General features: G+C 62.8%; 24 protein-coding genes and 3 pseudogenes. 8 read left to right on the forward strand and 19 right to left on the reverse strand.

The genetic code is table 11. From position 1 onward, the window contains the following. Positions 1 to 129: 129 nt before the first annotated feature. Positions 130 to 300: pseudogene (locus tag CXY75_RS20715) on the forward strand (GNAT family N-acetyltransferase); the annotation flags it as partial. A gap of 6 nt (positions 301 to 306) precedes the next feature. Then, on the forward strand, positions 307 to 603 hold the full coding sequence (locus CXY75_RS05065; RefSeq protein ID WP_104081872.1) for a putative quinol monooxygenase: 297 nt from the start codon (positions 307 to 309) through the stop codon (positions 601 to 603). A 76-nt stretch (positions 604 to 679) separates the two neighbouring features. Here the strand turns inward: CXY75_RS05065 and CXY75_RS05070 are convergent, their stop codons facing one another. Further along, positions 680 to 1,150, reverse strand: coding sequence for an N-acetyltransferase (locus CXY75_RS05070; RefSeq protein ID WP_104081755.1), 471 nt, complete (start codon positions 1,148 to 1,150; stop codon positions 680 to 682). 537 nt (positions 1,151 to 1,687) lie between these two features. Between CXY75_RS05070 and CXY75_RS20965 the strand changes: the two genes are divergently transcribed. After that, on the forward strand, positions 1,688 to 1,879 hold the full coding sequence (locus tag CXY75_RS20965) for a GNAT family N-acetyltransferase (RefSeq protein ID WP_369826681.1): 192 nt from the start codon (positions 1,688 to 1,690) through the stop codon (positions 1,877 to 1,879). Positions 1,880 to 1,918: 39 nt separating this feature from the next. On the opposite strand, the pseudogene CXY75_RS20970 reads toward CXY75_RS20965, so the two are convergent. The 5 genes and pseudogenes from CXY75_RS20970 to CXY75_RS20420 all read right to left on the reverse strand — a co-directional run. Continuing rightward, positions 1,919 to 2,377: pseudogene (locus tag CXY75_RS20970) on the reverse strand (nucleotidyl transferase AbiEii/AbiGii toxin family protein); the annotation flags it as partial. A gap of 215 nt (positions 2,378 to 2,592) precedes the next feature. Then, a complete protein-coding gene (locus CXY75_RS20975) occupies positions 2,593 to 2,766 on the reverse strand; it encodes a type IV toxin-antitoxin system AbiEi family antitoxin domain-containing protein (RefSeq protein WP_104081756.1) in 174 nt (57 codons plus the stop codon). Between the two features lie 261 nt (positions 2,767 to 3,027). After that, entirely contained in the window at positions 3,028 to 3,348 is a 321-nt protein-coding gene (locus CXY75_RS05090; RefSeq protein WP_104081757.1) for a PadR family transcriptional regulator, read from the reverse strand. Further along, the gene (locus tag CXY75_RS20415; RefSeq protein WP_233201740.1) at positions 3,345 to 3,665 is read right to left on the reverse strand and encodes a hypothetical protein; all 321 of its coding nucleotides are present in this window, start codon (positions 3,663 to 3,665) and stop codon (positions 3,345 to 3,347) included. Before CXY75_RS20415 ends, CXY75_RS05090 begins: the two co-directional genes overlap by 4 nt. A 72-nt stretch (positions 3,666 to 3,737) precedes the next feature. Continuing rightward, complete coding sequence (locus tag CXY75_RS20420; protein WP_233201741.1) at positions 3,738 to 4,280, reverse strand: hypothetical protein; 543 nt, start codon at positions 4,278 to 4,280, stop codon at positions 3,738 to 3,740. 27 nt (positions 4,281 to 4,307) lie between these two features. Here CXY75_RS20420 and CXY75_RS05100 point away from each other — a divergent pair, with 27 nt between their 5' ends. The 4 genes from CXY75_RS05100 to CXY75_RS05115 all read left to right on the forward strand — a co-directional run bounded on the left by CXY75_RS05100 (position 4,308) and on the right by CXY75_RS05115 (position 8,125). Further along, entirely contained in the window at positions 4,308 to 5,216 is a 909-nt protein-coding gene (locus CXY75_RS05100; protein WP_369826675.1) for a S66 peptidase family protein, read from the forward strand. 457 nt (positions 5,217 to 5,673) lie between these two features. Beyond that, on the forward strand, positions 5,674 to 6,711 hold the full coding sequence (locus tag CXY75_RS05105) for a hypothetical protein (protein ID WP_104081759.1): 1,038 nt from the start codon (positions 5,674 to 5,676) through the stop codon (positions 6,709 to 6,711). Next, a complete protein-coding gene (locus CXY75_RS05110) occupies positions 6,708 to 7,070 on the forward strand; it encodes a GntR family transcriptional regulator (protein ID WP_104081760.1) in 363 nt (120 codons plus the stop codon). Before CXY75_RS05105 ends, CXY75_RS05110 begins: the two co-directional genes overlap by 4 nt. Positions 7,071 to 7,483: 413 nt before the next feature. Continuing rightward, positions 7,484 to 8,125, forward strand: coding sequence for a DNA-3-methyladenine glycosylase (locus CXY75_RS05115; protein ID WP_104081761.1), 642 nt, complete (start codon positions 7,484 to 7,486; stop codon positions 8,123 to 8,125). 311 nt (positions 8,126 to 8,436) lie between these two features. On the opposite strand, the pseudogene CXY75_RS05120 reads toward CXY75_RS05115, so the two are convergent. From CXY75_RS05120 to CXY75_RS05165, 9 genes and pseudogenes are all read right to left on the reverse strand, one after another. Continuing rightward, a pseudogene (locus tag CXY75_RS05120) lies at positions 8,437 to 8,694 on the reverse strand (Txe/YoeB family addiction module toxin). Then, positions 8,694 to 8,951 (reverse strand): type II toxin-antitoxin system Phd/YefM family antitoxin, encoded by a 258-nt coding sequence (locus CXY75_RS05125; protein ID WP_104081762.1) that lies wholly within the window; start codon positions 8,949 to 8,951, stop codon positions 8,694 to 8,696. Before CXY75_RS05125 ends, CXY75_RS05120 begins: the two are co-directional and overlap by 1 nt. Positions 8,952 to 9,102: 151 nt before the next feature. Further along, entirely contained in the window at positions 9,103 to 12,036 is a 2,934-nt protein-coding gene (locus CXY75_RS05130; RefSeq protein ID WP_146069377.1) for an FtsX-like permease family protein, read from the reverse strand. Continuing rightward, positions 12,033 to 12,797 carry an ABC transporter ATP-binding protein gene (locus CXY75_RS05135; protein ID WP_104081764.1) on the reverse strand — a complete coding sequence of 255 codons (765 nt, stop codon included), beginning with the start codon at positions 12,795 to 12,797 and terminating at the stop codon, positions 12,033 to 12,035. Before CXY75_RS05135 ends, CXY75_RS05130 begins: the two co-directional genes overlap by 4 nt. Continuing rightward, positions 12,794 to 13,423, reverse strand: coding sequence for a PadR family transcriptional regulator (locus CXY75_RS05140; RefSeq protein WP_104081765.1), 630 nt, complete (start codon positions 13,421 to 13,423; stop codon positions 12,794 to 12,796). Before CXY75_RS05140 ends, CXY75_RS05135 begins: the two co-directional genes overlap by 4 nt. A 251-nt stretch (positions 13,424 to 13,674) precedes the next feature. After that, a complete protein-coding gene (locus tag CXY75_RS05145; protein ID WP_104081766.1) occupies positions 13,675 to 14,220 on the reverse strand; it encodes a hypothetical protein in 546 nt (181 codons plus the stop codon). Positions 14,221 to 14,770: 550 nt separating this feature from the next. After that, positions 14,771 to 14,962 carry a hypothetical protein gene (locus tag CXY75_RS05155; RefSeq protein WP_104081767.1) on the reverse strand — a complete coding sequence of 64 codons (192 nt, stop codon included), beginning with the start codon at positions 14,960 to 14,962 and terminating at the stop codon, positions 14,771 to 14,773. Between the two features lie 210 nt (positions 14,963 to 15,172). Further along, a complete protein-coding gene (locus CXY75_RS05160) occupies positions 15,173 to 16,216 on the reverse strand; it encodes an LLM class flavin-dependent oxidoreductase (RefSeq protein ID WP_104081768.1) in 1,044 nt (347 codons plus the stop codon). A gap of 25 nt (positions 16,217 to 16,241) precedes the next feature. After that, the gene (locus tag CXY75_RS05165; protein WP_233201742.1) at positions 16,242 to 16,904 is read right to left on the reverse strand and encodes an NADPH-dependent F420 reductase; all 663 of its coding nucleotides are present in this window, start codon (positions 16,902 to 16,904) and stop codon (positions 16,242 to 16,244) included. Between the two features lie 90 nt (positions 16,905 to 16,994). On the opposite strand from CXY75_RS05165, the gene CXY75_RS05170 reads away from it, so the two are divergent. Next, complete coding sequence (locus CXY75_RS05170) at positions 16,995 to 17,603, forward strand: MarR family winged helix-turn-helix transcriptional regulator (RefSeq protein ID WP_104081770.1); 609 nt, start codon at positions 16,995 to 16,997, stop codon at positions 17,601 to 17,603. Positions 17,604 to 17,619: 16 nt separating this feature from the next. On the opposite strand, the gene CXY75_RS05175 is transcribed toward CXY75_RS05170, so the two are convergent. From CXY75_RS05175 to pepN, 4 genes are all read right to left on the reverse strand, one after another. Beyond that, the gene (locus tag CXY75_RS05175) at positions 17,620 to 18,030 is read right to left on the reverse strand and encodes a GNAT family acetyltransferase (protein ID WP_104081771.1); all 411 of its coding nucleotides are present in this window, start codon (positions 18,028 to 18,030) and stop codon (positions 17,620 to 17,622) included. Between the two features lie 2 nt (positions 18,031 to 18,032). Continuing rightward, positions 18,033 to 18,440 carry a globin gene (locus tag CXY75_RS05180; RefSeq protein ID WP_369826683.1) on the reverse strand — a complete coding sequence of 136 codons (408 nt, stop codon included), beginning with the start codon at positions 18,438 to 18,440 and terminating at the stop codon, positions 18,033 to 18,035. Positions 18,441 to 18,569: 129 nt separating this feature from the next. Beyond that, on the reverse strand, positions 18,570 to 19,670 hold the full coding sequence (locus tag CXY75_RS05185) for a mechanosensitive ion channel family protein (RefSeq protein ID WP_104081773.1): 1,101 nt from the start codon (positions 19,668 to 19,670) through the stop codon (positions 18,570 to 18,572). 203 nt (positions 19,671 to 19,873) lie between these two features. Then, positions 19,874 to 22,420: an aminopeptidase N gene (gene pepN / locus CXY75_RS05190; protein WP_104081774.1), complete on the reverse strand. Its 2,547-nt coding sequence runs from the start codon at positions 22,418 to 22,420 to the stop codon at positions 19,874 to 19,876. Positions 22,421 to 22,453 lie beyond the last annotated feature (33 nt).

A 22,453-nucleotide genomic window follows, 5' to 3' on the forward strand; every position in this document is an offset into this window, starting at 1 on the left:
CTGCCGCGCTGGTCGAGGGCCGCTGGCCCCCGACCAGCGCGGCAGCCCGGCATCCCCAGGCAATACCAGCGGCCCCCAAAGGCAACATTGGACGGCCCCCAAACCCTCAAATAGTCACGATACCAGCGACACGGGGTAGCACGACAACTGATCGGCCGAGTGGAGGCCCACGCGCGTAGTGCGCAGCTGACAGAACTGACATCCGACGTCAGCATCACAGCCCGCCCCTTTTTCGAGCGCCACGGATTCACCGTCGAGGCAAAGGAGCACCCCGTGAAGGGCGGTGTGCTGCTGACCAATTACAAGATGAAAAAGAAGCTACTCGGCAGCGTGGTGTGCCTGAGCGGGCATCTTGTTTGCCATACCCGGGACCAGGCGGACACTGTCCGAGATCATCTACCACTGCACCTTGCCCTGACCCGCGCCGAACCGGGATGCTGTTCGTTTAACGTCACCACGACGAGCAATCCACTGATGTGGCAGGTCGAGGAAAGCTTCGAGCACGCAGCCGCCTTTGAAGCTCACCGGGAACGTGTCGCCAGCAGCGAGTGGGGTCAAGCTACCTTGGGGATCGAACGTCGTGACACGCTGATCGTACTCTAGCTGCTCCGCCCGGCTCAGCACCTGCTCTGCAGCGGGACCCCGACTTGTCCCGGTCATGATTGCGCGTTCGGAAGGCTCAGCTGAGCTTCTTGAGCATCTTCAACGAAGTTGTTTCGTAGCCGAGTGATTCGTAGAGACCGCGGGCGCCGGTGTTGAATGCGAAGACGCTCAGGCCGAGGGTATGCGCGCCTTGTACGCGGGCATACTCTTGGCCGAGGAGCATCGCGGCCCTCCCGAAACCCTGGCCGCGTCGGTCGGCATTGATAACAATGTCCCAGACCCACCACGCACCCGGGTCGGCGCTGATATCCTGGCCGATCCAGAGATACCCCACAGGCTCACCCGCCTCACTCATGACGTGAAAGATCTCATTGCCAGGGCTCAGAGCACCGTCCGGAAATGAACGAAGCGTGCTCTCGACCGCCATGAGCCGAGCTTGCTCTGGCGATGCGCCCTGGACAACCAAGTCGCCGATGTACTCGGTGCAGCTGCGATCCAGCCATGATGAGAATTCGCTGGTGAGGATTCGCTGCAGGGTGGCGGTCATTTCATGATTCTTCCAGAAATACGCAGACGAGCGCAGACGAGCCATTCAGTGGCGTTTGTGCACCACGGCGCAATCGGCGCTCGAACCGTTCGAAATAGCATTCATCGTCGCACCGAACAGTGCCGCTGCATCCACCGTCGCGCCTGGAAAGGGTCCGCCTTGCGGGCGCGGATGATTTGAGTCGCGTGTGGGAGCATTCTCTAATGCCTGCTACTACTCGACTTATTTCCGTCAACGATGTGGGGGCGCCTTGCCGACCTGCAGCTGACCGGCCGTCCCCTCTTCGCTCCGTGGGACCCGGTCCGCGCGGACCCCTAGTTCACGGTGGCCGGTCAGCAGTCGGAAGTTGAAAACGCGCTCGCTCGGCACAGCCGAGGCGAGGCCTTGCCACACGTGATTCTCGACGAGGATTCGCAGGTTGTAGGTCGGATTGCGTTCAGTGGGACCACTTACGGAGCTTTTCAGTCGTGCAACATGGCCAATTAGGTCGCTCGAGAGCGCAATGGACGTGGCTTCGCCACCGACGCAGTTCAAGCAATGACCGCGCTGGCATTCAACGAGTTGGGCCTTCACAGGGTTTTGGCTGAGACGCTGATCCTCAACGTTCGTTCCCAACGAGTCCTCGAACGTGTGGGCTGCGTGCGCTATGGAACGGCTCCGGAATACCTGAAAATAGCGGGCCGGTGGCAAGACCACCTCATGTATCAGCTGCTCATCGATTCCCAATAAACGGGCAACTTCGCCCATGCCGTTCCACCGCGTGCTCGTCGTTCCAGGCGTCAGCATCGTGACCGCCTTCTCTGCAAGGACCATCACCAGCGGATAGCCAAGCATTTCAAATTCTCCACCGAGGATGCGCGGAACGGCCACTGAACGTGGGTCTGGCCAGATCGGATCCCCGGTGCTGATATCCAGATGAAACGACAGGGTGCTGGTGTAGACCTGTGCAAATATCTTGACTCGGAGCACCGAGTAATCGTCGCCCTCGCGGATAAGTGTGAAATCCATCCAGGCGAGATCGACGGCCAGAGCATCGTCGACGGATATGGCCGCAATGGCCTCCACGACAGCGATCAGATGGGCGGCGTCCACACGAAAATTGACGGCTTCCATGTCGATGTCGCTCGTCGGGCGCCGAAGCCGATACGCCGCAAGGAGCACGCCGCCCTTCAACACAAAGTCATCCTTGTAAACGGTTTGAGCTAGCCGACTTAAAAACGCCTCCATGGCGTAGAGATGACCGTCTCCGACACGGCCCGACCCGAATCCCGGGCATGCCGGTGGAGCGCGGCGTACAGCTGCGACGCGTGGCTGACGAGAGCAATTCCAGGGCGTGGCGCACCGGACCGCTCGCTCGGGGCAGTTGCCGGGCGATGTTCATCAGTACGGCCGGGTGAGACCCGCTCTTGCGCAGCCAATTCTTCAACGCTTCCAAAGCGATTTCATAGCCTTCCAAACAACGGAGTCGGAAGGTCGGCCCGGCGATACAAGCCCCTGCCGATTCGGTCGATGACGCCGCTCTCGCTGAGCCGGCGCAGCTCCCGTGCCCCGATACCCGCATCGGCTGCCAGAGTGGGACTAAAAGTTGTAACGGGCAGAGCATTGACCTTGTCCATCAACGACCTCCCACTCCCGTGTATCAAAATGTCTACACATAGCTTTGCTTGTAGACACTTCAGCGCGCCAGAGGACTCAAGAACTCAACGCCAGGACAATTGCGCCAGTCGACTATATGTCCCGTCGGGGGTTCGGCTTGGGGGTCCGGACCTCGACCGGTAGCGACGCAAGAAACCCCGTGCAAGGAAGGAGCCTCACTGAGCTCTCAACGCAGGCAAGGCGATCACGTCCGTCCCTAAGAGATTAGGGAATTCCTCGGATCAGTCTGCGCGGCCTACGGCTTCCGCCGCGTCAATGAAGGCGAACCATCGACCGCGCAGCGCTTCCCTCTGCGCATGACCGATCGCCGTGAGGTCATAGACCTTGCGAGCCGGACCGGACTCGCTTTGCTCCCAGCGTGCAACGATCGCTCCCTCGTCCTCGAGTCGGACGAGCGCGGGACACAGTTGCGCGCCTTTGATAGGTTGCAGTCCGGCGGACGCGAGCGACTGGGAGATACCGTATCCGTGCCGCGGTACGACCGAGAGAACGTTGAGAATGAGCATCGGCAGGGAAACTCGTTGCCAGGCGGCGGTACTCATCGCTGCTGCACCCACGGTCGGCGGCTCCAACCTGCAATCGGGGTAACAAGAGAACCGAGCATGAGGACGACCGCGACAAGGATCGTCAGATTTCCCCAGCTCTGCGCAGTGACGACCAGTGCTGCGCCGACGAGCGGCGATCCGGCGCCGGCAAGGATGATCAGCCACCAGAGCCGTGACCGTGACGTTCGATCGGCGTCGGCAATCTCACGGGCCAGCACCAGCGGGTGACCGTATTCCTCATACGCCGACGTGTCGCTGATGACCAGAGCCTGCTGGATTTCCGCGGCATGCCCTCGTGCGAGGGGTGCTGGCACGAGTCGCGCGCGCAGGCCGCCCCGCAGGCGTCGCGGCCAGTCGGAGTCGTTCCAGCTCGTGCGGAGAACCTGCTACTGCATTCGTCTTACCCACACCAGCGTGACGACGCCCGGGGTGATTAGCGCCAGGCCCAAGAGGGGGACGGGCACCGCGCGAGCCGCGATGTGGTCGTTGCCCAAGGCAGCTGCGGAGGCGATGCCAGCCAGGGCAATGGCTCCTGCTGTGATGAGCACACCTATCATTGCAACGGATCGCCCCGCCGAGAAGAGTGCCCGCGCGGCGATCCAGCCCATGAACGGAACTACAACGCTGACGGCAACCAAGAGGTGCGCGATGTTGATGCCAGCAGACCAGCTACTGCGAAGAGCCAGAAGCAGCGCCGAGACGACACCCATGCTGAGCAAAGTACCACCGGCGTCCTTCACGGCGTGGCGCGGACCACCGCCTTTTGAAGTGCGCACCGCTTCAGCCGTTGTGGCAAGTTCTAGAACATCGCCTGCCGCGAGCGTGGGGGCGTCGCCGAAGAGATCGGCCGCGGACAGATCTGCTTCCCGGACGGCGTTGAGCAGCTCGCGCTCTTGGAGGGCAATGGCCGGCACATGCTTGCCTGCCATCGACGCCTCACCGAAGCTACTGGGCTTGTGCCGGTTGAGTATCCAACGACACGGCAGCTCGGCGCGAGTGCCGAGGCGCGCGCTGCCGATATTGAGGCGGCGTTCGCTGACTCGAGTATTCGGGCGGTTCTTGCAACGATTGGAGGCGATGATCAGATCACCGTCATTCCGCACATCGACACCGACATCCTCGCCTCAAACCCCAAACCATTCCTCGGATACAGTGACAATACAAACCTGCACAACCTTCTCTGGAACCTCGGAGTGCCCAGCTATTACGGAGGCTCAACACAAGTGCACCTCGGACCAGGTCCGCATGTCGATGAGGTGCACGCGGCGTCTCTGCGTGCGGCGCTGCTTGATGGAGGCCTTATCAACCTCACCGATCCGGGCGAGTCCGAAGACTTCGGCATCTCCTGGACTGATCATCGCGCTCTCAATGAATTCGGCATTCGAGAACCAACGGAACCGTGGACGAGGGCGGGCGCAAGTACGGTAGCCGAGGGTCCAACGTGGGGCGGATGCATCGAAGTCATTGATCAGATCGCCCTTGCCAACCGGATGCCCGACGTCACCGACCTGGACGGGGCGATTATCCGGCTCGAAACGAGCGAGGAACTCCCCAATGCCGACAGAGTGAAGCGTTGGGTGCGCGCCCTGGGCGAGCGAGGAATTCTCAATGCCGTCGCCGGTGTTCTCGTCGCCCGACCACCCGTCAGCGAACTGCATTCAGCCGTCTCGTTAGCGAACGAGCGCACTCGACTGCGCGCAGTTCAGCGCGACACAATCATCGAACAAGTCTCCCGATATAACTCTGAAGCCGTAATCTGCGTCGGAGTACCATTCGGACACACCAGACCGCAGTGGATCGTCCCGCACGGCAACACGATCCGGCTCGACGGCAAAACCCACACGGTCAGCGCCGACTACAACTGAAATCAACACACTGCGTTTTTACCGTCCGCCGCGCAAGTGATGGTGGCGAGGCCAGACTCACTCCGTTATCGTCACGCGGGTGAAGCGGGGAAAGTTTTCAGATGCCCGCACCGCCCGCATCGGGCGCTCGTCGCCGACTGGCAGCCTGGCATTGGCCGAGCATCCAGCCGGCACCGAATGCGAGCATTGCCAACCCGGCAAGGAACAATACGATCCCGATCTGACCGTGTGGTGAGAGCAGCCCGGCTAGCGGGAAAAGTGTCCTATGACGCAGCGGCTCATAAGCGAGCCAGTCGAAACTTGCTTGGCCGCTCGGCAGTAGAAAGAGCAGAGTCCGATGACGGCAGCCACTCCCTGGTTCTAGCTTGCACTGTTTGGGTAGCACAATCTTGTGCTAGCTTTACAGCACAAGCTCGCGACTCTCGCGAGTGATGCGATCTTCTGGGGGCCTAGCTAGATGAACTATCTTTTTCTCTTCGTGCACGCGGTACAAGATCTTCTGCCGCTGGAGGTGGCTATCACGTTTGGCCTGATCTTGTTTGCGCTGTCGTGGATTAGTCCACGGCGGATTGTTTCGCTTCCGCACACCGGGCAACGCACGGCAACTCTTATCTGGACCGGTGTGGCAGGTTCTCTTTTCGTGGTCGTTATCGCAACCGTGGTCAGCGCCCTGAATGTGGCAATCTATGACACTTCGGGGTTTGATGGCTGGTGGCGACGGCCAGCGCCGCTCGTTGCAGCGACGCTGGTGGTAGCCGTTGCGGCTGTGGTCCTTCAGCGGATGCCGCTTCCCGCTCCGGGTGAACGCACGATCGTTCCGCGCCGCCACTGGTATGCCTTTGCGTCTCGAACCCTGCTCTGGATCTCTGGAATCACGGCCACGTTGCTCGCGCTGACCGCCTGTTGGCAGATTTCGATCGCGACGACGGCACCCGTGGACGGAAAGGTTTTCGGCAGCGTTCCCGAGTACTCCGAGCTCCCGATCTATATGCGCTTCAATAGCGGGTTTGGGTATCTGTCCGGCGCGGGGTGGCCGAACCATCTGGGCACTCTCGTGGCACTCGCACTGGCCTGCGCCGTCTTTGTCACCGTGCTCCGCTCAGACGCCAATCGGCCTCTGTTCGCCCGCTCGACTGCTTCCAGTGTGCGCTCGGAACGAGAGCTGACCGCGCGACTGTTCACATTCATCCTGCTGGGTGGACTCGTGACCACCCTGGGAGCCGTGTGGATGCATACCGGTTCAGCGGGGACAGCTCTGGTCGGGCTAGACGAGCGCTGGGTCTCCGAGAATGCGTCCTTCCCTCGCATTCTCATTGCCGGCGGCTACGACGTGATCGCCCGGCCGATGAACCTGCTGGGCTACGCTCTGCAGGCAGGTGGCGTCGCGTTCCTACTCCGCCTAGCCGTCGACACCGTCCGAGCCGCGCGGGCGACTCGTCGCTCGCGCCTCGAAGCATCCGAATCTGAGTCATTAACTGCCGGGTCAGGCCGATGAACGGGGCCACGCCGAGCTCCGCAGACGAAATAGACGCACTGTTCCGCGGAGCGATTCGGTCTGGGCAACTGGGTGACGGTGAGCGACTGCCGACGGTGCGGCAGACCGCTCACGATTTCGGTGTCGCACAGGCCACAGCGGCCAAGGCCTACAAGTCCCTGGAACGCGACGGGCTCATCGTCACTCGCACCGCAGCAGGCACCCGCGTTGCCCCCGGCGCGTCCCGAGCACCACAGGCCGTTATCGAACATGCCCGAGCCCTCGCGGAAGCAAGCGAGGGCGCACTCATCTCCCTCGAAGACACGATCGCGATCCTCCGCGCCGTCTGGCGCACAGAAGCGACGCGCCTGCCCAGGTGACGTTCGACTTTTGGGGGAGCAGGCAGGGGGCGCGGCGGCAGCGTGAGACTGAATCGCATCGATGGGTAGCAGAACTGGCCAGCGCGACCTGACCCGCGTGATCTGGCCGAATGAGCTGGGTTGGTACGTTCGCCCGCCGGTAATGAAGCACCGCACTTGAGAGCGCCCGAGTCGCAAACAAACGGCAGGGTTTTCGCAGCTAATCGCCCGAACTAAGGGGCAGGATATCTCGCGCGTGCACGATCAACACGGTGTCCAGGCGAACGTCGTTGATCAGGTGACGGTAGACGTCGACATCCGCGGCAATGATCACTCGGTGCGCCCTTGCTCACCGATGACTGCACGTACGCCAGCGCCCAGCCATACTGCCGTCTTCAAAACCTGGCCGTCGGGGTAGTGGATACACTGTTTGAGTGAACGAGCTAGAAGGATTTCATCTCGCGGACCGAGGGTTCTTTGCCCGCGAGGTACTCGATCTCGCACCCGAAGTTCTCGGTTGCATCCTGCAACGCACGGATGACGACGGAACTGTGGCCATTCGAATAACCGAGATCGAGGCGTACGCCGGTGAACGCGACCCCGGCGCGCACACCTATCGGGGCAAGACGAATCGGAATAAGACAATGTTCGGTCCCGCCGGGCACCTCTACTGCTACTTCACCTACGGAATGCACCACGCACTGAACCTCGTCGCTGGTTTACCGGGCCAGCCCTACGGGTGTCTCATCAGGGCAGGAGACGTGCTGCAAGGCAGCGACATTGCCCGCAGTCGGCGAGAAAGCAAACCACGAAAGATTCCCCTTCTCGATCGCAGCCTGGCGCGGGGCCCTGGCTGCGTCGCCCAAAGCTTCGGGGCATCCCTGGCCAACGATGGTGATGATCTTTTCGGCGGACAATGGCGGTTTTTCGCACCGGATGACGGCGTGGTCGCACCGTTTCTGACCGGACCACGCGTGGGCGTCAGCGGGCCTGGCGGCAGCGCGACGAACTTCCCCTGGCGATTTTGGATAGCGAATGCCTCGTCGGTCTCGGCCTACAAACCGGGCCGTCCGTAACGTGGCCCGGCGGGTCAGATGAGCGAAAAGATCAGAGCGATCATGGCGGTGCCTACGCAAACGCGTGAGCTTGCCGGGGCTCGATCCCTGCCGCATTGGCCGCGGCCAGGCCCCTTGGCCAATTTCTATCAAGTTCCACCGCTAGCGTAGGGTCGGACACACGTGCGCCGGTGTCGCTGGCCCGTCGCGGCATCCGTTCTGGACGCAGGCCGTCACGCGGAAACGGGTGGATGGTTGCCCCAACCCTGCTGAAGTAGCCAACAACCCAACCGCGCGAGAAGTCTCCTGTGCCGGGCTGACCGCGCGGCGGGTTAGTAGTGGTACCGACACTGCCACACGATGAGCTGCTCGTTGTCGAAGGAGTAGATCAAGCGGTGTTTCTGGGTGATTCGCCGGGACTACGGTGAGCCATCCAGGTATTTGAGTTGCTCAGGCTTACCTATTCCCGATGCGGGATCGCGAGGTGTTTCCTTGATCAGTATGTCCACTCGCTTCAGGATCGCCCTGTCGGTCGATATCCAGTGCTGGTAATCGTCCCAGCCGTTATCGGTGAAGGCGAGAGTGCGCATTACGCCGAATCTTGATCTGTCTCGACCAGGTCGCGGGGAGGAGCGCGACCTGCACGTACCTGTTGCGCAGACTCGGCGAGGCGAGCTGCATTTGCGGGGGAACGAAGAAAAGAGGCCGTTTCGCGGAGGGCGTTGTATTCCTGAGCAGACACGAGAAAAGCAGAGCCACTCTTGGACGTGATCTCGATCTCATTGTGGTCGAGATTGACCTCTTCGATGAGGCGATACAGGTCTTTGCGTGCAGCTTTTGTGGTAATAGCCCTTTGCCACCCTCTTCACGTACGTAATTGCGCACGTTTAACAGTCGGCGGTGGAGATCCTTGTGGCAACGACGGGCCGCTGAGCGCTCGTCAGTCGGGCCCAGTTCACGAGCACAATATCGCTGGCGGTCCCGATTACGAGTGCCGGTCATTCGATTACGGCTCGGTACACCGCAGCCTTTCGACCGGGGAAGAGCCAGCTTATGCAGGCGATGGCAAAGGGCAACAGGATGGCAATGGTCATGATGAGCAGCCACGGCGCCGCGAAGGAGGTTCCGGACCCCGGAAGCGTCAGCGCAATCGGTGGGATCAGCCCGACGGCGGTACCCAGCACGGCACCGGTTCCGGCAATCATCACGGCTTGCCAGAATCCGAATCCGCGCTGCACGCGCGGGCTGCTGCCGATAGCCGCCAGCGTCGCCTGGTCACGGCGACCGTCGAAGCGTGCCAGCCCGATCGCCACGGCAGCCGCGCCAACGGCAATCAGCGCGCTCAGAGCCAGAAGTCCCCACGATAGGGCGTTTGAGGCCATCGTCGGTCCGCGCTCTACCTCAGCCCAGTATTGACCGGGTTGCTGAATGAGCGTGTCAATTGCCGCGTTGAGCGCATCCGTTTGATCATCTGTCGGCAGGGTGGTGGTGGAGGCGAGAACTATCGAATCGGCATAGTCGAGCCCGAGCGTCTGAGCGGTCTGCTCAGAGATAAAGATGCCGAAGTTAATTGGATGGGCGGCCTCTTGGACCACCGCATTGATGCTCACGCTCTTTTCTGCCTCGCCCATTCCCTCGCCGAAACGACTTGTTCCATAGAAGGAGTCCTGCCAGGATTCGGCCGTCCACCAGGAAACGGTTACCTTATCGTCGGTCAGATACTCCGGGTAGAGCGAGACGGCTCCGCCATTGGCCAGCGCATCCTTGGCCGCTTGGGTCGGTTCAGCATCCAGGATGAGTGCAAGATCGGCGTTATCGCCGACCGTGATGTGGTCTCGGCTGCCATTGACACTGATGCCACTCGTGACGAAAGAGTGCTGACACCGCCAGTCACCTTCCATCTCCTTCATGGCCTGTCGCGCAGCCTGGTTCGTTAGTGGACCATCCCACGCGGATATGGCGGAGCACCGGTTGGCCGGAGGGAGAGCGAGAGCGGGCACGAGTTGAGCCGCCTCTGTGTCGGAGAGCTGAGCGTCCGGCGATGCCGGGCCGCGGGCATCCGCAACGCCCTTGAGTGTGCGCACGGTATCGACGTCGACGGCGGCGCGTACGGCAGCCACGAACTCGTCTGGCTTGGTATACATCGCCTGTAGCCGCGTCTCCTGATCCCAATAGTTGAGCGTGAGCCGCACTTGTCCTGGCATGGTCGAATAGCCATAGTTGGCGCGGCTGGTTGTCTCGGTGCTGGTCATCATGGTCATGGCGAAGACGGCCGCGAAAACCGTCGTCATGATTACCGCCAAAGCAGGAACGCTTCGGCCGGGATTGCGTGAAGCATCGCGAGAGGCCAGCCGGGCAGCTACGCCTCTGTGTGAGAGCAGTCGAGCCAGGAATCGGAGCACGAGGCCACTGCAGAGCAGCAGTCCGAGCTGAGCCACGATCGGCCCCACGAGCAACAGTGCAAATAACGCTCCGTAGAGTATGCCCCGCGAGTCAAGAAAGCCCCGCTCGGCCAGAACGATGTTCAGGATGCCGCCGAGCAGCGTGAGAGAAACGCCGCCGAGCACGGCGATGATGCCGATGATCGGGCGTCGTTTGCTTGGAGTGGAGCGGCGTCTGGCACCGCGCAAAGCAGCTATCACGTCGAGTTTCGACGCGCGGATTGCGGGAACGACGGCGCCGGCCCAGCCGATGATGATGGCGAAGATGGCGACGCCGATCATGGCGGGCCACCAAAGGTGGTACCCGAAATACATGGTCGCGCTGCCGTCGTTGGTGAGCCACATGAACACCGAACCGGCTCCAATGCCGACCCCGACGCCAGCAATGCCGCCGAGCGCGCCGAGGACAACGCCGTTTGCCGCAATGATCGAGAAGATGGTCGACCGGTTGGAGCCGACGCTGGCCACCGTCGCGAGCGAACGCTCCTGGGCTCTGGCACCGACCGCGAATGCGGCGCCCGCCAGGAGCATCACCTCGAGGAGACCAAATCCCACGATCAACCCAGCGACCACGATCCAAGTGCCGCGGGCGCTACCCTCGCTCACGGAGGGATGCGTGCCAGCCGGAGGCGGATTCTCGACGACGTCCCGCGAGAGCGCGACAATGCCGTGCTCGTTCAACTTCTGAACCTGCGCCCAGTCCACAATCGCATCTGGAACATAGGTGTTCGCTTCCGGATTGTTTTCGGCGTTTGTGTCACCGCCGAAGGTTCCGGCAAATCCGAACAGGGTCTGACCGCTGGAGGGCTGGGTTCGATCATCGAGTTCGCCAACCACCGTCACAGTCTTCTGCACGGGCGCCAGCAGCTCGGCCTCATCGCCGAGGCTGAGACCCAACCGGTCGAGCATCGCGGCGGATGCCATCACCTCGTTGGCGTTCTGAGGAGTCTGGCCGGCCGTCACGTCATAGTGGCCCGCCAGTGACGGGTCCCAGGTTTCGCCCTCGACGGCATCGAGCACTGCTACACCGGAACGGGTTTTCGCCGTCACTGATGTGTCGAAAACTGGAATCATTCGGGTGTCGGCTGGAAACAGTGCGCGTAGTTCAACCGGCTCGGTCTCTTCGCCGGTTGGGTCGCTATACATAATCGAGAACGGGTCTTGGTGGAGGCTCCGGCCCGGCATGGAGAGCTGAATCTGAGCTTCTGTGTGCCCGAGGGTGACGGCCAAACGTTCCGCCGTCGTTGCCACGGTGCTCGGGATGATCAGGGTGATCGCAGCCATTCCGGCGACCGGCAGTGCGACCAGGGTGACGATCAGGGCGCTGCGGCCCAAAGACCGGGCGCTTGACCGGCGGGCGATTCGCAGGGCGACCCGCGCTCGGCGGAGGGCGGCGAGAAAGCGAGGCGGAGTGTCTGGCATTCCCGAGGCTCGGCGTTGCGCGGCCGGGGCGGCGTGAGCGGATGTGCGGCGGGGGCCAGCACGCTTCACGCTGTGCACCGTCCGGCGAGGAGTGATTCGGGACGGTCGCGCACGTTCTCGTCCACGATCCGGCCGTCGCGGAGGAACACGATGCGGTCGGCCCAGGCCGCGTGGCGTGCATCGTGGGTGACCAGGATGCCGCCGGCACCGGCATCCACTCGGTCGCGGATCATGCGCAGAACGCCCTCACCGGTAGCGGAATCGAGGGCACCGGTGGGTTCGTCAGCGAGGATCAGACGTCGGGTACCGACGATGGCGCGGGCGATCGCAACCCGCTGCTGCTGACCACCGGACAGGTCATCGGGGAAGCGTTGCGCGCGGTCCTTCAGCCCGACCGCCGCGAGTGCGTCGAGGCCAGCCGGGCGCGTCTTCCGGTGCGGCCATCCGTCCAGTTCGAGCGGCAGGGTGACGTTTTCCAGCGCAGTGAGCGTCGGGATCAGATTGAAGTCCTGAAACACAAAGCCCAGCGTGCGCCGGCGCAGGATGGCAATTTGCGCCGAGGGCAGGTCGGAGAGCCATTGACCCTCGATGACTACTTCGCCGCTGGTCGGCTGGGTCAGCCCACCGGCAATTGTCAGCAGGGTCGATTTACCCGAACCAGAAGCACCCATGATCGCGACGAGCTCGCCGCGGGATACCGTGAGGTCGATGCCCGACAGGGCCGATACGGAGGTCTCGCCCTTACCGTAGTGCATGGCAACCCCGTCGAGGCGCAGAAGTTCACCGGGCGTCGTGGGGCGCGTTGGGCCTGTGGCGAGGTGCGTGCTCATCGCGAACCAGCGACCTGTGCGTCGTTTTTCGCAGCCGCCCTGACCGGCCGGCCGCGCTTGGGCGGTTCCAGCGTGAGCGGCATCGGCGCCATCACACCGGCCGCGGATGCCCGTGCCAGCGTCGCCTCCGAATGGTCGAGCCAGCGCACCTCGGCTTCTGCGGCGAAGATGAGCGAGTCGATGACGAGCTGCCAGGCGAGGTCCCCGGCGGACTCCGGATCGCCGCTCGCGTTCTTGGTCTTCGTTAGATCCTGCAGTGTGCGCAGGCTCCCGCTTCGTTGCACCTGGATCACTGCGGAAATGTCGACACCGGGCAGGGTGACCGCGATGGCCAGCTTGATCGCGAGCTCGTCACGCGCGGCGGCCGAGCGCACAACGGGGGAGCCGAGCCAGCTCGCCACTTCGGTGTGACCGGCATCCGTGATCTGGTAATACACGTGGCCGTGATCGTCGGTGTCGCCCGTGGCGACGAGGCCATCGCGCTCGAGCCGGTCGAGAGTGTTGTAGATCTGACCAACATTCAGCGGCCAGATCGACCCGGTGCGGCGATCGAACTCCGTTCGCAGTTGGTAGCCGTAGCACGGTCCCTGATCGAGGATGGCGAGAAGGCTTTGACGAACGGACATAGTGCTCCCTGAAGTTGCGTGTTGCGGTCGCGGAAGAATCCGGAAGTTCAGGTAATGCAAACCCGGTATCTAGTTACATAGTATTGACATACCGAGAATGCACCTAATTGGGCATGGCACGAGGGAAGGGTCACGTTCACGACCGTATTCGGTGCCACTGTCGATGCACCATTATTTCCGCACCGCACATGTAAGTAGCCAGCGGTGAGTATTGGCGTACGCGGTAGCTACGGGCGTGGGCTGCGTTGTTGCTAAGCGGCTGCGGCTTTCTGCTTGAGGGCGCGGGGCCAGATTGTGTAGGACACAGCCCAGATCACTTCAATGCCGCAGATCGTTATCAGGATTGGGTACCAATGCGCCAGGGCGGCCGTCTGCGCGGCGTTGCCTACCAACCAGATCAGGCCGAACAGGACGAGAGCGGAGATTGCCGCTGCGAGCAGGGTGCGCGCGACGTCCTTCCAGCAGGCCACGGTGTAATCAGTTCCGGAGAGACGTGTTGGTGCGGGGCCGTCGGCGAACCGGTGAGAGAAGCGGATGTCGGCCCAGCGGACCATCCCCGGGCCGTAGGCGATCGAGAAGCCAATGTAAACCGCGGCCAGGCCGTGCGCCCATTCCGCGTCAGCGCCTGCGCGGAGGTGCACCGCGGTCGTGGTCAATAGCACCAGGTCGATGACCGGGGCGAGAGCGATCAGCATAAGGCCGAGACGCTTGGCTTTGAAGATGTAGCGAGCGACCAGGCCCCCCACGATGACGGCCCAGAACCCGATCTCGCAGGCGATGATGATACCCAAGATCACAAGCCGCTCCGCCCTTCGTAGTTGCCGCACGCGCGTCGTAATTGGCATGGCTGCAGGTCATCTTGGCACATTCCGGGCGTCCAGTAGTGTGGCGGTGTGTCTACCCTTCAGATCCCCTCATCGCGACGTCGAATTTGGACTGGGGGAATTATCTACAGCCCGGTTATTTTTGCGATCGGGCTGTGGGTGAGCTTGACCACTGGAGAGTGGATTGCTCTTCTCAGTGCAGGAGGCTTGGTGGTTTTCCCTGTGAGCGGTCCTTATGTCCGCATTCTGGGTTGATTTATCTCCGCCGGTCAGTGGCAAAAACTAGACGGTCACCTTTGCATGAGAAGTACACGCGGTATCCAGGGCCGGAGTTGATGCGCAATTCGACAAACACCAGGGGCGACGTTTTCGCCACGGTCTCTGGAAAACCCCGGACGGGCGGATAGTCCTAACGCCACGGATCAGCGCGTGGCGACGTCGATGCCGAAACGGGCCGAAAAGTCGGCGAGGGGAATATCGGGGGCCTCTTCGGCGGCACGCTCGCGAACGACGGCCGCGATCTTTAGATGCTCAAAAATGGCAGAAGTGACGCGTAAAGCGCGAAGGAGATCACAACAGTTTCCGGCTTGCTATGAGCGCCGAACACAACGGGCTGAGCCGCGAGACCCTCGATGCGGAAGCGCGCGAGAGCAGTGGGGAGCTCGGAGCGGGGTTCACGGCTGGGAGGAATGGAGAAAGAAGCTGCAATCGTCATGCGTTCAGTTCACGCGCGTGACACGCTTGTGTAGATATGTGTGTCACGGTTCCGAGTTGTTCGGCAAACCACGCGCGTAGGCGAGTTGGCCCGGATCGGCAGGATTTTGCGAAAGGGGCGCGGCAATGGCGAGCTTGATCGCGAGGTCATCGCGGGCAGCGCCGGGTAGCGGATCGGCCGACGGCACCCATTACCCTGAATCGTCAGCGACTATTTGGCGGCGAGCAGCCGCTGCACCCGCGGCTTGACCTCGGTGGCGAGCAGGGTGAGTGACTCAAGCAAGTATTCCTGGGGGAGCCCGCCGTGATCACCCTGAAAAAAGTGGCGCATGTGGCCGAGGTGTCGATGCAGCTCGACGATTCTCGTGGCGATGTCATCCGGGTCGCCGACGAAATATGCATTTGGCGCGTTGACCTGGGCCAGAAAGTCGCGCCGTTGCGGGGCCGGCCAGCCGCGAAGCTTGCCCATTTCGAGGTTGAGGTTGACCCATCCGGGGTAGAGCCGATCGATGGCTTCCTGCTTCGTGGGAGCCACCAGCCCGAAGGTCGCCACCGAGACCTTGATGTTGTCTCCGCTGTGCCCGGCTTGGGCGGCGGACTGCCGGTAGAGGTTGGCGAGTGGGGCGAAGCGATGCGGTTGCCCACCGATGATGCCGTAGGAGATGGGCAGACCGAGGCGTCCGGCACGGGCCGACGACGGCGCGCTGCCGCCGGTGGCGATCCAAATCGGAAGCGAGCCGTTGACCGGGCGCGGCACAACGGCCAGGTCTGAAATCGACGGGCGTGTGCGCCCCGTCCAGGTCACGTGCTCGGCCTGGCTGTTATTCAGGGTCAATAATAGGTCGAGCTTCTGGGCATAGAGCTCGTCGTAGTCGTTCAGATCGAACCCGAACAGCGGAAACGTCTCAACCGAGGAGCCGCGACCGGCGGTGATCTCGATGCGGCCGCCGCCGGAGATGGCGTCTGCGGTGGCGAGCTGCTGGAAGACCCGCACTGGGTCATCCGTCGAGATGATACTGGCCGCACTGCCGAGCGTGATCTGCGTCGTCGCGGCTGCGGCGGCCGCGATCAGGGCGCTGGGCGAGGACGCTGGCATCGACACGGTGTGGTGTTCGCCGATACCGAAGTAGTCGAGGCCGACCGTGTCGGCATGCACGATGGCATCGAACAGGTTCTTGATTGCCTCCGCGGTCGAGCGTGAGCTGCCATCGGGGTTGAGCTGGGTGTCGCCGAAGCTGTAGGCGCCGATTTGCAAGGTGGTCTCCGTTAGGTGGGTGGGTTTAGGCAGCGTCCGCGAGCGGACTGGCCTTCTGAATGAGGGCGACAAGCTGGTGTGCCGTGTGGCTGCCCGTGAAGATTTCGGTGGCCGGCTCAAAGGACCGGCCAGCGGCGAGCGGTCCGGCGTCGACGGCGTCATAACCGAGGCGGTCGATGAAGGTGGCGACGAGCGCCTTCGCCTCGGCGTCGTCACCGGCGAGCGCGAGAGCGCGGCGGGTCACGTCACCGGCGGCCTTGTCGTCTTCTTCGAGCTCGTGATAGCCAATATGGTTGAGCGATTTCACCACCCGGGCGTTGAGTAGAAAGCCTTCGACGACCTCGCTCGTCGTGCGGGGATCGCTCTCGAAGTCATCAAAGACCCCGTCGATCGGGGCCCAATAATTCATCGCGTCAATGACAATTCGGCCGGCCAGCTCGTGCGGGTTCAGGGTGCGGTACTTGTGCAGCGGAATGGCCAACACCACCAGATCGGATGCTGCGGCCTGGCTCGATTCCACCGCCACAGCCCCGGGGGTCACAATATCGACCAGTAGGGCGTTTTCGGCTGCGGGTTTGGCGGTCGCTATCCGCACCTGGTAACCGGCTTTCAGCGCCTGACGGGCCAGGGCCGTTCCCACTCGCCCAGATCCCAGAATGCCGATGGTGGTGTCTCGGTGATTGCTCAACTCGCTGCTCCCGTCGAAATATGATGCTGTACAGATCATATGACTGAAAGATTATCTCAGCAACATCATGGTCTGGGATAAGATAACCCCATGACTTCCGAATCGAGCCTGCCTTTAGCGGTGCCCGGAGACCTGGGGTGGAACCTCGCAATGGTTCTGCGCGGTTATCAGCGTCAGTTGGAGACCGCCGTCGACGGTCTGCCAGGGGGAGTGCGGTGTTATCAGGTGTTGTCCACCGTGATTCACCGCGACCTGCCGTCCCAGCAGGCCATCGGCGCGCACCTGGCCATCGATCGCACCGTGTTGACCTACCTGCTCGACGGCATGGTGGAGGCCAAGCTCGTGGAACGTATTCCCGACCCCACCGATCGTCGGGCGCGAAAGATCCGCGCAACGACTGAGGGCTTGAGCGTTCTTGCCCGATACGAGCAACGCGTGGCCGACGTGGAAACCGGCGTCCTCTCGGGAATAGCGGGAGATGACGCCCACCGACTCGCGGCTCTCTTGAGAACGTTGGCCGCGAGCGTGCACCGCGCCGACCCGACGGCCAGTCCCTGCGAGGCCGTCGAGTCGCTCACCGCGCCAGTACTCGAACAGGTGGCCGGTCATCCTGATCCTGCCCAGTCGTCTGCGCATGAGGCTCTCGACGCTGCGCGACGAGAGCGCGCTAGGCAACTTCAGGAGCGGTCCGGCGCCTGATCGTCGTCGCCGCGCACTAAACCAGCCACTTGGAGCGCACTTGCACCTCGGCATCCTCATAGCCGAGATGCTCGTAGAACCCCAGAACGGCGTCATTGCCAGAACGAACCATGAGCTGCACTTTCACGGCGCCGTTCTCGTGCAGCCAGTTTTCTGCGGCAGCCATCATCCGCTTTCCCAACCCGGTTCCGCGTTTACTGTCATCAACGGCGAGGTAGTACACCCACCCGCGGTGTCCATCGTGGCCGACCATGACGGTGCCGACCAACCGGTCATTATCGAAGGCGCCTAGAACCGTGGACGTGTCGCCATCCAGGGCACGCTGCGCGTCAAGCTCGGGTGAATTCCACGGTCGGGTGAGCCCGGCTTGGTGCCAGAGCGTTGCCGCCGCATCAATGTTTGCGGAGGTCAGGTCGCGGATTGTCACCGTTAGTCCTCGAAGCTGTTCACCATTGCGAAGGCGGCGCGTTCCAGATAATCCCAGAGGATGCCCCGCTGCAGCGGCGGCAGATTGGCCGCGTTTACGGCGACTCTCATGTGGCCGAGCCACCGGTCGCGGGCATCCGGATTGACCTTGAACGGGATGTGCCGCTGGCGCAGACGCGGATGCCCGCGCTGCTCGCTGTAGGTTCCGGGGCCTCCCCAGAACTGCTCGAGGAACATGACCAGACGGTGTTCGGCCGGGCCGAGATCCTCTTCGGGATACATCGGCTTGAGCACCGGGTCGGTGGCCACACCGACGTAGAAGTCGTGCACGAGCTTTTCGAAGAATGGGGTACCGCCGACCTCGTCGAAGAACGTGGGTACCACGGCTGGTCCGTTCTCGTTCTCGCGCAGGTGCACGTCGGCGAGGGCTGCAGGCTGATCGGTGGGATGTTGTTCAGTGGTCACTCGGTGCGGCTTTCTACTGTGGGCTGTTCGTGTCGGCGCAAGGTTAGTCAATACCATCGCAGCGGGCTTATCGGGCTACGGATCCGGAGTGTGAATTGGAGCGGGACCGTTCTTGGGCTTCCGAGGCCCGCGGGGCTTGCGCACAGTGACGGGGCCGGTGCGCACCCCGGCAACGACATCGGGCACAGCGGCTGCGGCCTCTTCGGCCGCGTCGATGGCGCCCGGGGTCGGTTCAATGACCGAGCCGTCAATGGTGCCGTCTCCGGTCGTCATCACCACACTGTTGAGCGGGGTCAACGGAACGCCCATGCCGTCGAGGGCCTTCTTCATGTGCAGGCGCAGGTCGCGGGCAAAGTCCCACTTGGCCGACACCCGGGTCTTGACCACGAGCCGGGTGACCAGGGCTTCGGCGCTGATCGACTCCAGGCCCCAGATCTCCGGCTTTTCGAGAATGTATGCTCGCCACTTGCGGCTTGAGGCCAGGGCACTGGCCACGCGCAGAAGCTCGTCTTGTACGGCCTCAACGTCGGAACTGTATGGAATGGCGAGGTCGATGATGACGCGGGCCCAGCCCTGCGACATGTTGCCAACCCGCAGAATTTCACCGTTGCGCACGAACCAGAGCGTGCCGTCGATATCGCGCACCTGCGTGATGCGAATTCCGACGGTCTCCACGACACCGGATGCGAATCCCACGTCGACAATATCGCCAACGCCAATCTGGTCCTCCACGACCATGAACAGGCCGTTGAGAATGTCCTTAACGATGTTTTGCGCGCCGAAACCCAGGCCGGCACCGAGCGCCGCGGTCAGCAACGCGAAAGAGCCGAGAATGTCGCGGTTCAGAGTAGTGACGATGAGCAGCAGCGCGGTGATCAAAATGAACACGTTCACGATGTTCGCCAACACCGCGCCGAGCGTGCGTGAACGCTGCACAACGCGTACCGCGGCCAACGGCGACACGTTCAGCGCCTGAGTGTCGTCGACCTTCTGGGTTTTCTTGACGCCGGAGACGATTTGTTGCACGACGCGCTGAATGACGAATTGCAGGGCCCAGCGCAGGGCGAAAGCGATGGCGATGATCGCCGCAATGGCGACGATCTTTTCTACGTAGACGGTCCACTCAAGTTTGGCGATGGAGGAGCCCAGATCGGCCCAGAAAGTTTCCCAGTTCATATCCAAGCCAGTCTACCGATGGGCCTCAGCGGCACCCGGGAAGGGGTCACGGACGCGGTCAAACGGTGCGTATTCGCGGCATGCGCAACCCAGTGCACGCGCCGCAGGCAGCGGTATCCTCTCGGTTAGCGTGGAGTTTGCTGTGAACCTCACGGCACACGATCACCCCGCGACCTGGTCGGTCGCGGGGTGATCGTCGTGCGCTAGTCGGCGTCGCGAGCCTGAACCTGGAGCGATCGCTCCACTCCGGCCAGGTTCTCGACCACGAGGCGGCGGAGGGCGGCCGGTTCCGGGTTCGCGTCGAGCCAGGCGTGCGTTGCGTCGGCGAGAGCCTGATTGTTTAACGGCGCCGGGTAGAGACCGATCACGAGCTTCTCGCCGATCGAGAAGCTGCGCGCCTCCCACACGCGCTGCAGCATGTCGAAGTAGGTCGCGACGAACGGCTCGAGCAAGCTCGCGTCGTTCACCCGCAAGAACCCGGCGGCCGTCGTGCGCACGATGGTCGTCGCGGCCGTGTCCACGTCGATGAGCGACGACCAGGCGGCGAGCTTGCCCTCGGTAGTGGGGAGTGCGGCCCTGGCCAGGGCGGCCGACTGCGCGCCGGTTGCCGTGTTGTCGGCCGCGAGCGCCGCATCGATCTCGGCGGCCGCTGCGCGGCCACCGGCCACGAGAGCGGTGAGCAGCTCCCAGGCGAGGTCGGTGTCGACGGTGAGGCCATCCAGCACGGTGTTGCCCGAACGCAGGGCTGTCACGCTGTCGAGCTGCGCCGGGGTGGCCGCGACGGAGGCGAAGAACTTCACGAATTGGAACTGGGCATCGCTGCCGGCCGCAGCGCCCCGCGCGAGCGTCCACAGCGCGTCGGCGACCTCGGTCGTGACGGCGTCGCGCTGCGTTTCGGTCACATAGTAGGTCGCGGTCAGCACGACCTGGCCGAGCACGGTGCGCAGCGTGGTCGACTCGGTTTCGGTGGCCACATTGTTCAGCACCAGACGCACAAAGTCACGCGCCGTGGTTTCGGCGTCGCGGGTGGCGTCCCAGACCGAGCCCCACACCAGGGCGCGGGCAAGCGGGCTCTCGATGGCGGAGAGGTGCTCGAGGGCAACGGCCTCCGATGCCGGGTCGAGGCGCACCTTGGCGTAGGTGAGGTCGTCGTCGTTCAGCAGGATCAGGTTGGGGCGTTTCTGGCCGACGAGAGCGGGGACATCCGTTGTGGAACCGTCGACGTCGAGCTCGACCCGGTGCGTGCGCACGAGCTTGTGGGCGTCATTGAACGTGTAGAAGCCGATCGCGAGGCGGTGCGGGCGAATGGTGGGGTAGTCCGCTGCTGCGGTCTGCAGCACGGTGAAGCCGGTGATGATGCCCGCCTCGTCCGTGGCGATCTCGGGACGCAAGGTATTGACGCCCGCGGTCTCGAGCCAGAGCTTCGCCCAGCCGCTCAGGTTTCGACCGCTCGCCAACTCGAGTTCGGCGAGCAGGTCGGACAGTTCGGTGTTGCCCCACTGGTGCTTCTGAAAATAGGAGCCGACGCCGGTGAAGAACGCGTCGATGCCGACCCAGGCGGCGAGCTGCTTGAGTACCGAGCCACCCTTGGCGTAGGTGATGCCGTCGAAGTTCACCAGCACGTCGTCGAGGTCACGGATGGTCGCGACCACCGGGTGGGTCGACGGCAGTTGGTCTTGCTTGTAGGCCCAGCTCTTTTCCATCACGGCGAAGGTGGTCCAGGCTTCGTGCCACTCGGTGGCTTCGGCGGTGGCGATGGTCGACGCCCACTCGGCGAAGCTCTCATTGAGCCAGAGGTCGTTCCACCAGGTCATGGTGACGAGGTCGCCAAACCACATGTGGGCGAGTTCGTGCAAAATCGTGACGACGCGGCGTTCCTTGATGGCGTCGGTGACCTTGGAGCGAAAGATATACGTCTCGGTGAAGGTGACCGCGCCGGCATTCTCCATGGCGCCGGCGTTGAACTCCGGCACGAACAGCTGGTCGTACTTGTCGAAGGGGTAGGCGTAGCCGAACTTACCCTCGTAATAGGCGAAGCCCTGGCGCGTCTTTTCGAGAATATAGTCGGCGTCGAGATACTCACTGAGGCTCTTGCGGCTGAACACGCCGAGCGGAATGGTTCGTCCATCACTCGAAGTGAGTTCGCCGCGCACGACGGCGTACGGGCCGGCGATGAGCGCGGTGATGTAGCTCGAGATGGTGTGGGTCGGTGCGAATGCCCAGGTGCTGGCACCGTTACCGGCATCGGTCGGCTCCGGCGTGGTGGAGTTGGAAACGACCTGCCACTGGCTCGGTGCCGTAACGGTGAAGGCGAACTTCGCCTTCAGGTCGGGCTGCTCGAACACCGCGAAGACACGGCGGGAATCGGGCACCTCGAACTGGCTGTACAGGTAGACCTCGTTGTCGACCGGGTCGACGAAGCGGTGCAGGCCCTCACCGGTGTTGGTATATAACGCGTCGGCGACGACGACGAGCTCGTTTTCGGCCTGCAAACCGTCCAGCTGAATACGGATGCCGTCGCTCACGACGGCCGGGTCCAGCGCGGCACCGTTCAGGGTCACCGAGTAAACCTTGGCGGTGATGGCGTCGATGAAGGTCGAGGCGCCGGGGGTAGCGGTGAAGCGCACGGTGCTGGTGCTGGCAAAGGTGGTTGGCCCGGTAGTGAGGTTGAGCACGACGTCGTAGCTCGCGACGGTTACGAGCGCTGCGCGTTCCGCCGCTTCGATGCGGGTGAGATTTTCTCCAGGCAACTTAGTTCTCCAATTCGATTCACGATTGTGCGG

Origin of the sequence: Cryobacterium sp. Y11 (assembly GCF_002929535.1) — a bacterium.
In the GTDB taxonomy this organism is placed as follows: Bacteria; Actinomycetota; Actinomycetes; order Actinomycetales; family Microbacteriaceae; genus Cryobacterium.

What these genes read in the sequence shown, in the direction of transcription:
- CXY75_RS05065 (WP_104081872.1), top strand. Translation starts at nt 307, where the DNA reads ATGAAAAAGAAGCTACTCGGCAGCGTGGTGTGCCTGAGCGGGCATCTT.
- CXY75_RS05070 (WP_104081755.1), bottom strand. Translation starts at nt 1,150, where the DNA reads ATGACCGCCACCCTGCAGCGAATCCTCACCAGCGAATTCTCATCATGG.
- CXY75_RS20965 (WP_369826681.1), top strand. Translation starts at nt 1,688, where the DNA reads ATGACCGCGCTGGCATTCAACGAGTTGGGCCTTCACAGGGTTTTGGCT.
- CXY75_RS20975 (WP_104081756.1), bottom strand. Translation starts at nt 2,766, where the DNA reads ATGGACAAGGTCAATGCTCTGCCCGTTACAACTTTTAGTCCCACTCTG.
- CXY75_RS05090 (WP_104081757.1), bottom strand. Translation starts at nt 3,348, where the DNA reads ATGAGTACCGCCGCCTGGCAACGAGTTTCCCTGCCGATGCTCATTCTC.
- CXY75_RS20420 (WP_233201741.1), bottom strand. Translation starts at nt 4,280, where the DNA reads ATGGCAGGCAAGCATGTGCCGGCCATTGCCCTCCAAGAGCGCGAGCTG.
- CXY75_RS05105 (WP_104081759.1), top strand. Translation starts at nt 5,674, where the DNA reads ATGAACTATCTTTTTCTCTTCGTGCACGCGGTACAAGATCTTCTGCCG.
- CXY75_RS05110 (WP_104081760.1), top strand. Translation starts at nt 6,708, where the DNA reads ATGAACGGGGCCACGCCGAGCTCCGCAGACGAAATAGACGCACTGTTC.
- CXY75_RS05135 (WP_104081764.1), bottom strand. Translation starts at nt 12,797, where the DNA reads ATGAGCACGCACCTCGCCACAGGCCCAACGCGCCCCACGACGCCCGGT.
- CXY75_RS05140 (WP_104081765.1), bottom strand. Translation starts at nt 13,423, where the DNA reads ATGTCCGTTCGTCAAAGCCTTCTCGCCATCCTCGATCAGGGACCGTGC.
- CXY75_RS05155 (WP_104081767.1), bottom strand. Translation starts at nt 14,962, where the DNA reads ATGACGATTGCAGCTTCTTTCTCCATTCCTCCCAGCCGTGAACCCCGC.
- CXY75_RS05170 (WP_104081770.1), top strand. Translation starts at nt 16,995, where the DNA reads ATGACTTCCGAATCGAGCCTGCCTTTAGCGGTGCCCGGAGACCTGGGG.
- CXY75_RS05185 (WP_104081773.1), bottom strand. Translation starts at nt 19,670, where the DNA reads ATGAACTGGGAAACTTTCTGGGCCGATCTGGGCTCCTCCATCGCCAAA.